This is a genomic window from Pseudobacillus sp. FSL P4-0506, assembly GCF_038003025.1.
Classification (GTDB): Bacteria; Bacillota; Bacilli; order Bacillales; family Domibacillaceae; genus Pseudobacillus.
In genome coordinates this window covers 3559205-3573285 of sequence record NZ_JBBOOI010000001.1, presented here as the reverse complement: position 1 = coordinate 3573285, position 14081 = coordinate 3559205, and the positions used below count along the sequence as shown (strand labels likewise).

Below are 14081 nucleotides of genomic sequence, written 5' to 3'. Positions count from 1 at the left end.
TCCTTCCCCATTTCCCTATTACTTATACTATTACCTAATGTATTTAGGCTTTATTTTAATATGTCTGCCATTTTTTCTGCGCTGATTTTTATAGGGGAGAGCTAATTATGTATAAATAGCAAAGTTTTTTTGAATAAACGTCCTGCCATTCCCAGTGACGCTATGCCTGTTTAATAAAAGTATATAAAAGGCGAATGTGCCATACAATTTAGGCTTGAAAAATGAAATGTGTTATATTATTATTTATTTAAATTATAAAAGCGCATACAAAATATTTGAAGGGGATGTGTAACATGGGCACAATTATTTGCAAAGCGTGTATGAGCACAATAGAATATTTTGAAGACGAAAAAGTTTCTGTTGCTTATTCTTACTGCGGCTGTGACGAAGAAACTGAGCTGGAGGACTAATTGACGGACAGACCCATTTAATAGATGAAAAAACACCGAAAGCAGCTGCTTTCGGTGTTTTTTCATCTATTATTAAATAATCGCTTTTCGCTCTTTGATGACTCTTAATGTCTTTAATTCAGAATCTTCGGGTCCCTGGACTGGTAGACCTGCCTCCTGGTTTTTCTGAATATACGTGAGGTTTTCTTCTGTAATAATTTCCCCAGGAATAAAAATCGGGATTCCAGGCGGATAGACCATCACAAATTCAGCGATAATCCGGCCGGCTGACTCCTCAAACGGCACTACTTCAGTTTCGGCATAAAAGGCATCCCTCGGCGATAATGCCAGTAATGGAATATCAGGAAGAAGGACTTTTGTGCGCATCTTTTCTTCGGTTCCTTCAAATACATCAGCCATGTGAGTAAGAGCGCGAAGCAAAAGGTTTGCTTCTTTTTCCGTATCTCCCGGTGTCACAATACAAAGAATGTTATATAGATCTGAAAGCTCTACTTCAATATTATAATTTTCTCTTAGCCAATTCTCTGCTTCGTGTCCTGTAATACCTAGTTGTTTTACATAAATGATCAATTTGGTCGGGTCAAAATCATAAGTTGCTTTTGATCCGAGTATTTCAGCCCCTACACAGTATAAGTTAGGGATTTCATTGATTTGCTCACGAATCGAGTGGGCAAGTGAAAGAGCTTCATCAATCAATTTTTCTCCTTCAGTGGCAAGACGCCTCCGTGCAGCATCAAGAGAAGAAAGCAGCAAGTAAGAAGTGGAAGTTGTTGTTAACATGCTTAAGATAGTTTGAACACGCTTCGTTGGGATAAGCCCTTCTTTTACATTTAAAACAGAGCTTTGTGTTAAAGAGCCGCCAAGCTTATGCACGCTTGTTGCTGCCATATCTGCTCCCGCTTGCATAGCAGACATTGGCAGTTCGTCGTGGAAATGAATATGAACCCCATGTGCCTCATCAACAAGAACAGGTACATTAAATGAATGAGCTATTTCAACAATTTGTTTTAAATCGCCAGAAATGCCAAAGTAGGTTGGATTGATCACAAGCAATCCCTTAGCATCGGGGTGTTCGGTTAATGCTCGGAGAACTGCATCCGTTGTAATGCCGTGGGAAATTCCGAGATCCGGGTCAACTTCCGGGTGGATAAAAATTGGTACAGCGCCAGAAAAGACAATAGCTGTCATGACAGATTTATGAACGTTTCGGGGGACAATAATTTTATCTCCAGGTCCGCAAACGGTCATCACCATCGTCATAATGGCTCCGCTTGTACCTTGGACGGAGAAAAACGTATGATCCGCTCCAAATGCCTTTGCCGCCAAGTCCTGAGCCTGCTGGATCATGCCTTGAGGATGATGAAGATCGTCAAGGGGTAATATATTAATCAAATCGATAGAAAGAGCATTCTCTCCAATAAATTGGCGAAATTCAGGGTCCATTCCACTGCCTTTCTTATGGCCTGGAATATGAAACTGCACCGGGTTTTTTGCTGCGTGAGCCTTTAAGCCGGTGAACAATGGTGTATCAAATTGTGACAATTTACTTTTCACCTCATTTATTATAACGTATCTAATTGTGCAAGAGCTTTAAAAGCACAAGAAATTATAGCATGTTCATAAAGCTTTGCCTAGCGACCTGGGGAATATGCAATAAGAAATAAAAAAGAATAACGAGGAGGGAGCCGTCGATGGAATATTCATATCCATTTTCACCAGATTGGTCCACAGAGGAAGTGATTGACGTGATTAAATTTTTTGAAGCAATTGAGCGCGCGTATGAAACGGGAATTAGTAGAGAAGAGCTGATGACTGTCTACCGTCGGTTTAAAGAGATTGTGCCGAGCAAGTCAGAGGAAAAGCGGCTGTGCAATGAATTTGAAGAAATAAGTGGATATTCCTCTTACCGCACCATCCAGCAAGTGAAGTCTGCCTCTGCAGATCAAAAAATAAAAATGAGATAGAAACACGTTTTATCTAAAGAATATGTAGCAAAAAAGGCCCTTCTGAAAATGTATTTTAGAAGGGCCTTTTTTGTTTAAGACAATTTATATAGGGGTATTAATTTTACAAATACATCATGAATAAAAGCCACTAACTCGGGGCCGGTCAACTGAATGGCTTTTTCCCTTGGCAAGTGGACACCACAAAGAATTTCCGATTTCTTGATGGATTGGAGGCGCTGGAACAAATGGAGTAATTGCTCATCAGACAAATCTTTCATCTTGGTCGCTTCCGGTTTTCTGTGATCGTCGGACCAGAGAAATTCACCGGGGATGTGTTTTCGCAAATAGGATATTTTCTCCTCAAGAAGAGCACCGATATCTGCTTTATTCGGAGACTCGTCTATCACAGCATACCAAATAAATAAATGTGATTGCCACAATCCAATTTGAAAGTGAGGGTGTTTCTTGTACCCGCGTTTATTGTCAGCAAATGCAACCCATGTATCATTTGGCGGATTTACTGTTCTACGGGCATGCCTAGCGACATGTGGAAACATTTCATTTCCCACCAGGACACTTAGTTCTCCGGAGAACTGATCGCCTAAAAATTCTAGTTTAGGCCGAATCAATGCTTTCAAGGCTGTCATTCTTTCATCTAAGCCAGCGATTTGGAAAACATCAAAATCGGCCTGAGTAAAACCAGTGAAATTCATAAAATATCCTCCTAATGCTTGTTGAAGATATTTTATCATAAAAAAATAAGCAAATAGAAATACTATGCAATAGAAACAAATAAAGCAAAGTGACTTATTAGTTGAGGGAAAGGACTTACTGAAGTATAAATAACAGAAAAATAAAAGGAGTGCTTACAAATGAAACAAGTAATGAATGGGATGCAAACATACACGCAATCAAAGGAGAAATTAGCAGTTATTCGCTTGGAGCTGGACTATGAGCTGGCTGTACTTTACGAGGCGATGAAAGCAAAGAATGACGATCAAATGGAGAAATCAAAGGAGAAGCTGAACATTCTTCGTGAACAAATGCTGAAAATGGAAGCGTAATGAAAAGTAGTTTTATGGGTGAAATGATAATTGATAACGATAAATAAAGAACGGACTCGCTATAAATATTGTGCGGGGCCGTTTTTGTTTTGCAAAAGTAAAGAGATATACTATAATTCTATGTAGGTAGAGGCACGTTACATAATTTTCCACGGTGGAGGAATAGTTATGGTAAATTGGACGGAAGTGGATCAGCAGGTAAAGACGTGGATTATGGAAGCAGGCGCTTCTATACGTGAATCTTTTAAACATTCTTTAAGCATTCACACAAAATCGAATCCGAACGATCTAGTAACAAACATTGATGAAGAGACAGAACAGTTTTTTATTTCCAACATTCGCAAGGCCTATCCTGGCCATTCTATCTTAGGGGAGGAAGGGCAGGGGGATCAGCTTGCTTCCCTGCAAGGGATTGTCTGGATGATTGATCCGATCGATGGAACGATGAATTTTGTGCATCAGCAGCGTCATTTCGCCATTTCAATTGGCATCTATGAAGACGGCATTGGGCGTTTAGGCTATATTTATGATGTGGCTCATGATGAGTTGTATTATGCGGAACGTGGAAATGGAGCTTACATGAATGGAGTAAGGTTGCCTTCTCTAAAAGAGGTGCCGCTCGAGAAAGCGCTTATCGCTGTTAATGCTACCTGGCTCGTAAAGAACAGGTATTTTGACGAAAAGAAGCTTGTGGAGCTAGCGACAACGGTGAGGGGAGCACGTTCCTATGGATCCGCTGCGTTAGAGCTTGCTTATGTTGCATCAGGGAGGCTAGATAGTTATTTATCCATGAGGTTATCTCCTTGGGACTTCGCTGCCGGGAAAATCTTGGTGGAAGAAGTTGGGGGCATAGTAACGAATTTATCTGGAGACAAGTTGAATATGATGGGAACAAACAGTGTTTTTGCGGGAGCTCCGATACTTCATGGACGAATACTAAACGAGTTTTTATTAAAAAAATGAGAATCAAAAAGGATGCAGCTGAGGCTGCATCCTTTTTGATTTATAGAATATATGAGGAGGATGATAGACATCCAGTTAATTAAGGCTATAGTTTTCCGGCTCTTCTCATTTTTGCTTTTGTGGAGAAGCCAAATCCCATAACTGCAACAAGAGCTACTATGCATAAAGCCAGACCTAGTATACTTTGTTCTCCTATAGCAATTCCCATGCCGATCATGCAGGCTGCAGCAGCAACGGCAAAGAATACAAAAATCCATTTAATCTCTTTCACAACAGGAGCCTCCTTTTTCTTTATTGTACAAGATTTTTTGAGGGAGAGAAACCTTTAATATCAATTAGGATTTTAATACAACTTGTGATATAATAATCCAGTTACAAAAGCGACTTTTATGATTTGAAGGTTTTTTATTAGTCAGGAGGAACTAATTTGAATACAAGAAATGATTTAAGAAATATTGCGATCATCGCCCACGTTGACCATGGGAAAACGACTCTTGTTGATCAGCTTCTTAAACAATCGGGTAGTTTTAGAAGCAATGAGCACGTAGAGGAACGCGCGATGGATTCAGGTGATATTGAGAGAGAACGCGGAATCACAATCCTTGCAAAAAATACAGCTATACAATATAAAGATACAAAAATTAATATATTAGATACGCCTGGGCATGCCGATTTTGGTGGCGAAGTAGAGCGTATTATGAAAATGGTGGATGGTGTTTTGCTCGTTGTGGATGCTTATGAAGGGTGCATGCCGCAAACGCGTTTTGTTTTGAAAAAAGCACTTGAACAAAATCTGCGTCCGATTGTTGTAGTGAACAAAATTGACCGTGATTTTGCTCGTCCAGAAGAAGTAGTTGATGAAGTGCTTGAGCTGTTTATTGAACTTGATGCCAACGACGAACAGCTTGAGTTTCCGGTTATTTATGCTTCGGGTATTAATGGAACAGCCAGCACGTCTCCGGATAAGCAAGACGAAAATATGGAGTCTTTATTCGAAGCTATTATTGAGCACATTCCTGCACCGATTGACAACAGCAGTGAACCGCTTCAATTTCAAGTGGCTCTGCTCGATTATAATGACTATGTTGGCCGTATTGGAATTGGAAGAGTATTCCGAGGAACGATTAAAGTTGGCGAACAAGTAGCGTTAATGAAAACCGACGGAACAGTCAAGCAATTTCGTGTAACCAAGCTATTTGGCTTCATGGGGCTTAAGCGAATTGAAATTCAAGAAGCCAATGCTGGTGACTTAATTGCTGTTTCAGGAATGGAAGATATTAATGTGGGTGAAACAGTATGTCCGGTTGATTACCAGGAAGCTCTTCCTATCCTTCATATCGATGAGCCGACACTGCAAATGACCTTCCTAGTAAATAATAGTCCGTTTGCCGGCCGTGAAGGAAAGTTTGTTACTGCGCGGAAAATTCAAGAACGACTTGAAGCTCAATTGGAGACAGATGTAAGTCTTCGGGTGGAAGACACGGATTCACCTGACGCCTGGATCGTTTCCGGACGCGGAGAACTGCATTTATCGATTTTGTTGGAAAACATGCGCCGGGAAGGCTTTGAAATTCAAGTTTCTAAGCCACAGGTTATTGTGAAAGAGGTTGACGGGGTACGTTGTGAGCCGGTTGAACGAGTTCAAATTGATGTGCCTGAAGAATATACTGGTGCTGTTATTGAATCATTAGGCTCGCGCAAAGGTGAAATGCTTGATATGATTAATAATGGAAATGGCCAAGTTCGTTTAATCTTCATGGTTCCTGCCCGTGGATTAATTGGCTACACTACAGAATTTTTAACAATGACCCGCGGTTATGGAATTATCAACCATACATTTGACAGTTATCAGCCAATGCAGCCGGGACGTGTAGGCGGACGCCGTCAAGGTGTACTTGTCTCCATGGAAACCGGAAAAGCTTCTCAGTATGGAATTATGCAAGTTGAAGACCGTGGAACGATCTTCGTAGAACCTGGAACAGAAATTTATGGCGGAATGATTGTTGGCGAACATACGCGCGAAAACGACTTAACTGTAAACATTACAAAAGTGAAACAAGCAACCAACGTGCGATCTGCCACAAAAGATCAAACAACTACAATGAAAAAGCCTCGCATTATGTCGCTTGAAGAAGCACTTGAGTATTTAAACGATGATGAATATTGCGAGTTAACGCCACAATCTATTCGTTTGCGTAAAAAAATTCTGGATAAAAATGAACGGGAGCGGGCAGCGAAAAAGAAAAAATACGAAGAAATTTAACTTGTAAGGGAGAGATAGGGAGTGGAAGGATTAGAACACGTCAGCCCGCTGCTAGGAGCCTTGATTAAAGGGGTTGGAGGAACCTATTGGGCGGTAAGAATTTACTGGCTGGCTATTATATTGCTTTGTGTTCTTGTCTATAACCTCGGTTTTGCTAAGAAATTATCCTTGGCAAAAAATATTGTTGTGTATGTATCGCTCATTATCGGGTCGCTGCTGTTGCTCATCCTGTCTTACCAGCTGCCTGTTGTAGAGAGTCTAATTGTTGCCGCCCTTGTGCTCGGTATCTATAAGTTCAGACTCAAGATGCATAAGGAAGAGAACCAAAATTAAAAGGACCAGCTGATGCGGTCCTTTTTTTATTTGTCGCGACTGAAAAACCTGCTTATAAAATTTCCTGCTCCTTGCCTGAACGATAAATATGAAACTTGCCGGTAGCGATCCGTGCTCTTGTCCTCTCAGCGATCCGTTCGTTACATTCAATACACATATACGTATGAATGGGCCGGTTTCTTAACCGTTTGGCAACGGGGAGCTGATCATCAATTGTTTCAATTTTTTCGCATAAAATACATTTAACTCTCACTTCAGCTACCTCCAGCTTTTTTTGTTCATTATATCATGAGTGGCATCCGAGCGTCTCTTCAGGGGCGGAAAAGGAGAGATATAAATTCGGCAGGGAGAACCGGGTCATGTATAATAAAGAGAAAGGGAGGGGATGAATGTGGCTAATCGAGTAGAAACTTATTTAATACCGGCCTTATTTGAAGCGTTGCAGGAAGACCGGCTCGTTACTATTGCTACTATTGACGAGGAATCCGGTCATCCAGCTGTTCACGCCATTTCCTGGATTCGTGCATTAGATGAACATACTTTGCGCATTGCAGTGCACAGCCACTCACGTATGGTGAGAAACCTTAAGCATCATCCTGCTGTTGCGGTTCATTTATTAGCAAATGAATCGGCCTATGCTATATCAGGAACAGGAAAAATCCTTACCGAAAAAGCAGCAGGCATACCTGTTCAAACAGCGATAATTGAAATTTCCGTATCGGAAATCCGGGATGTAATGTTTTATGGATCAAAAGTTATCTCGGAACCAAGACATGAAAAAACATACGACGAACAAGCGGCAAAGAAGTTAGATAACCAGGTGCTGGAGGCATTACAAAAAAGAGCTGATTTATAAATCAGCTCAGACTGTAGACAAACTCAATGAAATTCTAGAGTTTGTCTACAGTCCTTTTTATTTTGCTTGTGAATGGGGGCTGTTGATTTCCATTCCAGGCGCTTCGCTTTCCGCGGGGCGGGCGGTGAGCCTCCTCGCCGCGAAAGCGCCTGCGGGGTCTCACCTGTCCCGCTGATCCCGCAGGAGTCTTTGCGCCATTCATTTCAATCAACAGGGGTTACAAAGTTAGAGTAGCCGTACAACCATACCTGTTTTAAAATAAATAGATCAAACACTTGAGGTGAGAAAGATGCTTTCGAAAAACAATCCAATCCAACGGAATCAAATAGAAATGATCGCTCTAGACCAGCTTGTACCAGAGAATCACCTGGTCCGTAAAATGGAGGCAGCGATGGATTTCTCTTTTATTTATGACTTGGTGGAAGGATTGTATGCGGAAGTGGGCCGCCCAAGCATTGATCCAATTATTTTAATTAAACTAACATTTATCCAATATGCCTTTGGCATTCGATCCATGCGCAAGACGATCGAGGAAGTGGAAACGAATATGGCCTACCGCTGGTTTCTCGGTTATGGATTCCATGATAAAGTGCCGCATTTCTCTACCTTCGGTAAGAACTACGAGCGTCGCTTTAAAGATACCGACCTGTTTGAACAGATCTTCTATCGTATCTTAAAAATAGCTGCCGAGAAAAAGCTCATTAGTGCGGAGCACGTTTTTGTGGATTCCACTCATGTAAAAGCTAGCGCGAATAAGCGTAAATTTGAAAAGAAAATGGTTCGCAAAGAAACACGCGCGTATCAGGAACGCCTCCAAGAAGAGATTAATCAGGACCGAGAGGATCATGGAAAAAAGCCGTTCCCGCCAGATAAGTTCGATAAAGAAGAAACAAAAGAAATCAAGGAAAGTACAACCGATCCGGACAGTGGCTACTACGTTAAAGACGAACGAACCAAACAATTTGCCTATTCCTTTCACGCGGCCGCAGACCGTAAGGGATTCGTAATTGGCACAATGGTCACACCAGGCAACACACATGACAGCCAAATCTTAGAGCCGTTAATGGAGAAAGTGATAGAAAAGGTAGGAAAACCTAAAGCTGTTGGTGCAGACGGAGCTTACAAAACACCTGCCATTGCCAGTTATTTAATGGAAAACGGCATGACACCTGCTTTGCCTTATACACGGCCGCGCACAAAAGAGGGCTTCTTCAGAAAGCATGACTATGTGTACGATGAACATTTTGACTGTTACCTTTGTCCGGCAGGGGAAGTATTGAATTACTCAACGACGAATAAGGAAGGCTATCGTGAATACAGATCACCCAAACAGGTTTGTACCTCCTGCCCTTTTTTAGCTAAATGCACGAAAAGCAGAAATCATCAAAAAGTGGTGACACGCCATATTTGGCAGAAATATATGGAAGAGGCCGACCATCTTCGCCACCACGAAGAAGTTAAAGCGATTTATGCGGAGCGAAAAGAAACGATTGAGCGTGTATTCGCAGATGCAAAAGAAAAGCATGGCATGCGTTGGACAACGTTAAGGGGACTTAAAAAATTGTCGATGCAAGCGATGCTTACTTTCGCTGCCATGAATCTCAAGAAAATGGCCAGCTGGACTTGGCGAGAACCAGAAATGGCTTAAATGATGACCTCGGAGAGGTCTATCTTTCTCTCGAATGGCTTTAAAACTACCGAAAAATCAAAAGGGGTTCGGAATAAGACTATTCCGAACCCCTTTTGTCGACAAACTGAGCTGATTTATAAATCAGCTCTTTTTAAAAAAGTGATAGGAAAGCCAGCGAGTGTTAGGGCTCCAAGATTAGATAACAAAAAAGTAAGAGGCGCAAATCAAATAGCCTACTCTTTATTTGTGGTGATTCGATTGTTCCTCCTGCTGCTTTTCTAACTCACGGGACTCAGAAGGGGATAATTTTTTCTTTGGTTGTTCCGTTGATTGGTCGGCCCTATCATCTACTAAATTTCCAGGCACTTCAGGCATAGCTCGTCCGGCAATGTCAGCTAACTCGTTGGCAAGACCTTGCAGAGGCCGGCCATCTTCGATATCTTGACCGATTTCTTTTAAGCGTGCATATAAGTCAGGGTCAGCGACAACAACCGACTCGGCCCCATAAGGCTGGTTTTTCAGACCTTCAGCAACTGTGTATTTAATCGAACCAACTTCTGAGCGATCCAAATTAGCGTCCACGTCAATTCCAACAATGGCATATCGTCCCCAAGCTACCGCGGTTGCGTCATTTACTCCTGGCATAGTGCGTGCGGTTGCTGCCAATCGGCGTGACGCTTCACCCATAGAAATACGATCGTTGTTATTTGCTTCACTATTATTGACCTGTGCTTTATAACGTGTTTCATCAGTTGCTTGTTCTTCCATATTTAGCCCTGCATCTTTTTGGGCGGTACATCCGAAAAGAAGAGCAATTGTCAGAAAGGGAAGAATCCATTTCATTTTTGTCACCTCTTTAATTAATGAATAAGACGGCTCTTTATATTTTGTGATCCTCTTCTATTCTTATTCATACAGACATATATTTTTATCAGCCTTTGCCTTATCGTTGAACCTGGTGCCATCTATTCTCATATAATAAAAAAAGATGAACAAAGCAGGAGGCGTATCGTTGAGTAAAATTTATGTGCTGGATACCAATGTCTTGTTACAGGACCCACATGCTATTTTCGCCTTTGAAGAAAATGAAGTTGTCATCCCGGCAGTGGTATTAGAAGAATTAGACTCCAAAAAAAGGTATATGGATGAAATAGGAAGGAACGCCAGACTTGTATCAAAGCTCATTGATAAAATGCGAGAGATCGGCAAGCTGCATGAACGGATTGAATTAGAAAATGGCGGAAGCCTAAGAATTGAATTGAATCATCGCTCTTTTCAAAAGCTTCAAGAAGTATTTGTTGAGAAGACAAATGATAACCGTATTCTGGCAGTAGCAAAGAACTTATCAATAGAAGAGGAAGAGAAAAAAGGCGGCCGATCTGTAATTTTAGTGAGTAAAGACACGCTCGTAAGGGTAAAAGCAGACGCAATTGGTTTACAAGCAGAGGACTTCTTGAGTGACCGTGTCATCGAGATGAGTGATATATATAAAGGTTTTTTAGAAATATATGTGCCCAAAGAGTTGCTTGATTTATTCTATAAAAAGGGTGAGCTGCCTCTCTCTGAAATTGCCCATCACCCTTTTTACCCTAATCAATTTCTTATACTAAAAGATGCACTTGGCAGTTCAGCGTCCGCTGTTGGCATAGTAGATGCCCAAGGAAGAATGCTAAAAAAACTTGTGCATGATGAAGATATCATCTGGGGAATTAAACCGCGCAACGTCCAGCAAATGATGGCGATTGAACTGTTAATGAGGCCTGATGTTCCATTGGTCACTATGGCAGGAAAAGCGGGAACCGGAAAGACACTCATCGCCCTTGCGGCAGGACTTCTACAGACGGAAGATTTACAGCTTTTTAAAAAATTACTTGTCGCTCGGCCGATTGTTCCTGTCGGGAAAGATCTCGGTTACCTTCCTGGTGAAAAACAGGAAAAACTGCGTCCGTGGATTCAGCCTATTTATGATAATCTGGAGTATTTGTTTAATACGAAAAAACCAGGAGAAATTGATCAAATTTTAGCAGGACTCCATTCAGTGGAAGTGGAGGCTTTAACTTATATACGCGGGAGAAGCATCCCTGAGCAATACATCATTATTGATGAGGCACAAAATTTAACGAAGCATGAAGTGAAAACAATATTAACCAGGGTCGGAGAACGAAGCAAAATCGTTTTAATGGGTGATACCGCTCAAATAGATCACCCTTATTTAGACGAATATAACAATGGATTAACATATGTAATTGAAAAATTTAAAGACCAGGCAGTTTCAGGCCATATTAAATTAATGAAAGGGGAACGGTCAGGTCTTGCACAACTGGCAGCTGATATTCTTTAGCCGTATAAAAAGCCAGGCACCCTTCAGCATGCTGAAGGGTGCCTGGCTTTTCTGTTATACCCATACTTTAGGTTAGGAGATCCGAAAGGCAGTCACTTTCCTAATAGGATTGTCCCGATTTGACCCATCCTTAAAAAGGACATGGACAGGACCATCTTCGCGGAGCGGCTTGCCCTCTTTAGAGAAAGCCAGAATGATTTCCTCTGCTCGTTCCAGCGGCAGGGTGATTTCTTCATCATCTGTTTCGATGATAAGAGACTCGGCTCCCGGCTCGGGCTCGGCATTTTTTAAAAATGGTTCGAAAGGTATAGCAAATGTGCCTGTTAATACCTTTTCCTTTTCATATTTTCTTTCGGATTTAATCGTTGGCGGAAATACAGCTCCTTCTCTGATTTCTTTATCCCAGAACTTGGATACATTCTTTGTGTACTCTTCATCTTTAAGAGCCTGACTGTCTTCTTCAGTGTCGAAATATGTATTCAAGTCGATACGCCGGTCATCAAAGATCCATACGCCTGAATCCAAAGTGATTGGAAATTTAACTTTGCCTTTAATGCTCATGATTGTATTCACAGGGGGTCCCCCTTATTTAAATTAGCGTTCTAAATAAATTATAACGCTAGAATTCTTTCTTGTCAGGGATAAATTCAAAATTCCTTGCAAATTAGTCGAATTAACGATAGAATTTTATAAGATACAGTCAATTATTGTGCTGAACAGGGGGAGTTCGATGTGGCATCTGAATTAAAAGTCAATCACAGGGAAAAGGCCTACTCTCTATTAGAAGCAGATGCGGGAAAGATCTTGCGGCTCATAAAAGTTCAAATGGACAACTTAACGATGCCCCAGTGTCCTCTTTATGAAGAGGTGCTGGATACCCAGATGTTTGGCTTATCCCGTGAAATAGATTTTGCGATTCGTTTAGGTCTGGTTGATGAGAAAGATGGGAAAGAACTGATTGATTCACTTGAACGGGAACTGTCAGCTCTCCATGAAGCATCTACTCGAAAATAAACGGCAAAAAACTCAAACACCTTATATCGATGTTTGAGTTTTTTTACATAAAAGGATGCAATTTCAGCGTGCTCCAAGATTTAAGAGATAGGAAGATTAATATGTGGAAAAAAATAATTAGATCATATGATTACTCACTCATAGTCGCGTTTTTTCTTCTCTGTTTGTTTGGGTTGATGATGGTTTATAGCGCCAGCTCAGTAACAGCAGTGCAGCGCTATGAAGTGGCAAGCGACTACTTTTATAATAAGCAAAAGATTCATATTATCATTGCCTCTTTTTTCTTCTTGGTAGCGGCTCTCTTTCCGTATAAGGCTTATAAAAACAGTAAATTTTTATTCTTTATGATAGCGGGGATTGTCGGGCTTCTAGGAATATTGAGTTTTTTTGGTACGATCTCAAACAATGCGAGAAGCTGGATACGTCTCGGGGGATTTTCACTTCAGCCCTCTGAGTTTGCCAAGCTTGTTATCATTATCTATATGTCAGCTATTTACGCTAAAAAACAAAAATATATTAACTCATTCAATAAAGGGGTTACACCACCGGTCATTTTGTTAGTCTTTTTATGCATGCTCATCGCAAGTGAGCCGGATTTTGGTACAGCGTTCATTATATTTATGATCGGTTGTACGATTATTATCTCTTCTGGGATGAGATTTAAGAGCATGTGGAAGCTTATTGTCCTCGGTATAATGGCGGCTTTAATTCTGTCACCACTTATTCTTTATAAAAAAGACGAGATTTTTACAGAAGGAAAAATGAGCCGGATCAATGGGTATCTTGATCCTTTCGAGCACCAAGAAGGAGATGGGTATCAGCTTGTTAACTCTTACTTGGCAATCGGCTCAGGCGGGGTATTAGGAAGAGGGCTTGGTCAGAGCATACAGAAGCTAGGGTATTTGCCTGAACCGCACACAGATTTTATTATCTCTGTCATTTCGGAAGAGCTTGGAGTTTTAGGCGTCTTCATTGTGTTGGGAGGACTAAGTTTCATCGTTTTGAAAGGCATTTATATCGCTATCAAATGCCGTGATCCATTTGGAACGATGATGGCTGTTGGTATCTCAAGTATGGTTGCCATTCAATCGGCTATTAACCTCGGCGGGGTAACTGGGGTCATTCCGATTACAGGCGTACCGCTTCCACTGATCAGCTATGGGGGATCTTCACTTATTTTGCTAGCAATTTCACTTGGCATTCTTGTTAACATTTCTATGTTTGCTAAGTATGAACAGCTTTATAAAAAGTAATGCTCATT

At 41.2% G+C, this 14081-nt stretch carries 17 protein-coding genes; 11 read left to right on the top strand and 6 right to left on the bottom strand.

Features of this window, described 5'->3' with window-relative positions:
• Nucleotides 1–293: 293 nt before the first annotated feature.
• The gene (locus MKZ02_RS17675) at nt 294–410 is read left to right on the top strand and encodes a GapA-binding peptide SR1P (protein ID WP_120036999.1); all 117 of its coding nucleotides are present in this window, start codon (nt 294–296) and stop codon (nt 408–410) included.
• Nucleotides 411–482: 72 nt separating this feature from the next.
• On the opposite strand, the gene MKZ02_RS17670 is transcribed toward MKZ02_RS17675, so the two are convergent.
• Nucleotides 483–1952, bottom strand: a complete 1470-nt coding sequence (locus MKZ02_RS17670) for an aminotransferase class I/II-fold pyridoxal phosphate-dependent enzyme (RefSeq protein WP_340854847.1) — start codon at nt 1950–1952, stop codon at nt 483–485.
• 149 nt (nt 1953–2101) lie between these two features.
• On the opposite strand from MKZ02_RS17670, the gene MKZ02_RS17665 reads away from it, so the two are divergent.
• Nucleotides 2102–2374 carry a UPF0223 family protein gene (locus tag MKZ02_RS17665; protein WP_340854846.1) on the top strand — a complete coding sequence of 91 codons (273 nt, stop codon included), beginning with the start codon at nt 2102–2104 and terminating at the stop codon, nt 2372–2374.
• A gap of 74 nt (nt 2375–2448) precedes the next feature.
• Here MKZ02_RS17665 and MKZ02_RS17660 read toward each other — a convergent pair whose 3' ends face one another.
• A complete protein-coding gene (locus tag MKZ02_RS17660; RefSeq protein WP_340854844.1) occupies nt 2449–3069 on the bottom strand; it encodes a YktB family protein in 621 nt (206 codons plus the stop codon).
• A gap of 159 nt (nt 3070–3228) precedes the next feature.
• Here MKZ02_RS17660 and MKZ02_RS17655 point away from each other — a divergent pair, with 159 nt between their 5' ends.
• Entirely contained in the window at nt 3229–3420 is a 192-nt protein-coding gene (locus tag MKZ02_RS17655; RefSeq protein WP_120037007.1) for a hypothetical protein, read from the top strand.
• A 168-nt stretch (nt 3421–3588) separates the two neighbouring features.
• The gene (locus MKZ02_RS17650; protein WP_120037009.1) at nt 3589–4383 is read left to right on the top strand and encodes an inositol monophosphatase family protein; all 795 of its coding nucleotides are present in this window, start codon (nt 3589–3591) and stop codon (nt 4381–4383) included.
• An 85-nt stretch (nt 4384–4468) separates the two neighbouring features.
• On the opposite strand, the gene MKZ02_RS17645 is transcribed toward MKZ02_RS17650, so the two are convergent.
• On the bottom strand, nt 4469–4654 hold the full coding sequence (locus MKZ02_RS17645) for a YlaF family protein (protein WP_120037011.1): 186 nt from the start codon (nt 4652–4654) through the stop codon (nt 4469–4471).
• Nucleotides 4655–4810: 156 nt separating this feature from the next.
• Between MKZ02_RS17645 and typA the strand changes: the two genes are divergently transcribed.
• A complete protein-coding gene (typA, locus tag MKZ02_RS17640) occupies nt 4811–6646 on the top strand; it encodes a translational GTPase TypA (protein ID WP_340854840.1) in 1836 nt (611 codons plus the stop codon).
• A gap of 21 nt (nt 6647–6667) precedes the next feature.
• Nucleotides 6668–6979: a YlaH-like family protein gene (locus MKZ02_RS17635; protein ID WP_120037015.1), complete on the top strand. Its 312-nt coding sequence runs from the start codon at nt 6668–6670 to the stop codon at nt 6977–6979.
• A gap of 52 nt (nt 6980–7031) precedes the next feature.
• On the opposite strand, the gene MKZ02_RS17630 is transcribed toward MKZ02_RS17635, so the two are convergent.
• Complete coding sequence (locus MKZ02_RS17630; RefSeq protein ID WP_340854838.1) at nt 7032–7232, bottom strand: YlaI family protein; 201 nt, start codon at nt 7230–7232, stop codon at nt 7032–7034.
• Nucleotides 7233–7364: 132 nt separating this feature from the next.
• On the opposite strand from MKZ02_RS17630, the gene MKZ02_RS17625 reads away from it, so the two are divergent.
• Both MKZ02_RS17625 and MKZ02_RS17620 read left to right on the top strand, forming a co-directional pair.
• A complete protein-coding gene (locus MKZ02_RS17625; RefSeq protein ID WP_340854836.1) occupies nt 7365–7835 on the top strand; it encodes a pyridoxamine 5'-phosphate oxidase family protein in 471 nt (156 codons plus the stop codon).
• A gap of 289 nt (nt 7836–8124) precedes the next feature.
• Nucleotides 8125–9483, top strand: a complete 1359-nt coding sequence (locus MKZ02_RS17620) for an IS1182 family transposase (RefSeq protein ID WP_340851863.1) — start codon at nt 8125–8127, stop codon at nt 9481–9483.
• Nucleotides 9484–9705: 222 nt separating this feature from the next.
• Here MKZ02_RS17620 and MKZ02_RS17615 read toward each other — a convergent pair whose 3' ends face one another.
• Nucleotides 9706–10308: a YhcN/YlaJ family sporulation lipoprotein gene (locus tag MKZ02_RS17615; RefSeq protein ID WP_120037020.1), complete on the bottom strand. Its 603-nt coding sequence runs from the start codon at nt 10306–10308 to the stop codon at nt 9706–9708.
• A 169-nt stretch (nt 10309–10477) separates the two neighbouring features.
• Between MKZ02_RS17615 and MKZ02_RS17610 the strand changes: the two genes are divergently transcribed.
• Nucleotides 10478–11806: a PhoH family protein gene (locus MKZ02_RS17610; RefSeq protein WP_340854832.1), complete on the top strand. Its 1329-nt coding sequence runs from the start codon at nt 10478–10480 to the stop codon at nt 11804–11806.
• A gap of 72 nt (nt 11807–11878) precedes the next feature.
• Here MKZ02_RS17610 and MKZ02_RS17605 read toward each other — a convergent pair whose 3' ends face one another.
• Nucleotides 11879–12379 (bottom strand): peptidyl-prolyl cis-trans isomerase, encoded by a 501-nt coding sequence (locus MKZ02_RS17605; protein WP_120037024.1) that lies wholly within the window; start codon nt 12377–12379, stop codon nt 11879–11881.
• A 159-nt stretch (nt 12380–12538) separates the two neighbouring features.
• On the opposite strand from MKZ02_RS17605, the gene MKZ02_RS17600 reads away from it, so the two are divergent.
• Both MKZ02_RS17600 and MKZ02_RS17595 read left to right on the top strand, forming a co-directional pair.
• Entirely contained in the window at nt 12539–12820 is a 282-nt protein-coding gene (locus MKZ02_RS17600) for a YlaN family protein (protein ID WP_049661321.1), read from the top strand.
• A gap of 101 nt (nt 12821–12921) precedes the next feature.
• Nucleotides 12922–14073, top strand: a complete 1152-nt coding sequence (locus tag MKZ02_RS17595) for an FtsW/RodA/SpoVE family cell cycle protein (protein WP_340854829.1) — start codon at nt 12922–12924, stop codon at nt 14071–14073.
• Nucleotides 14074–14081: the final 8 nt, after the last annotated feature.

Coding starts and splice junctions, on each gene's coding strand:
- MKZ02_RS17675 (WP_120036999.1), top strand. CDS start 294: ATGGGCACAATTATTTGCAAAGCGTGTATGAGCACAATAGAATATTTT.
- MKZ02_RS17665 (WP_340854846.1), top strand. CDS start 2,102: ATGGAATATTCATATCCATTTTCACCAGATTGGTCCACAGAGGAAGTG.
- MKZ02_RS17660 (WP_340854844.1), bottom strand. CDS start 3,069: ATGAATTTCACTGGTTTTACTCAGGCCGATTTTGATGTTTTCCAAATC.
- MKZ02_RS17655 (WP_120037007.1), top strand. CDS start 3,229: ATGAAACAAGTAATGAATGGGATGCAAACATACACGCAATCAAAGGAG.
- MKZ02_RS17650 (WP_120037009.1), top strand. CDS start 3,589: ATGGTAAATTGGACGGAAGTGGATCAGCAGGTAAAGACGTGGATTATG.
- MKZ02_RS17625 (WP_340854836.1), top strand. CDS start 7,365: ATGAATGTGGCTAATCGAGTAGAAACTTATTTAATACCGGCCTTATTT.
- MKZ02_RS17620 (WP_340851863.1), top strand. CDS start 8,125: ATGCTTTCGAAAAACAATCCAATCCAACGGAATCAAATAGAAATGATC.
- MKZ02_RS17615 (WP_120037020.1), bottom strand. CDS start 10,308: ATGAAATGGATTCTTCCCTTTCTGACAATTGCTCTTCTTTTCGGATGT.
- MKZ02_RS17595 (WP_340854829.1), top strand. CDS start 12,922: ATGTGGAAAAAAATAATTAGATCATATGATTACTCACTCATAGTCGCG.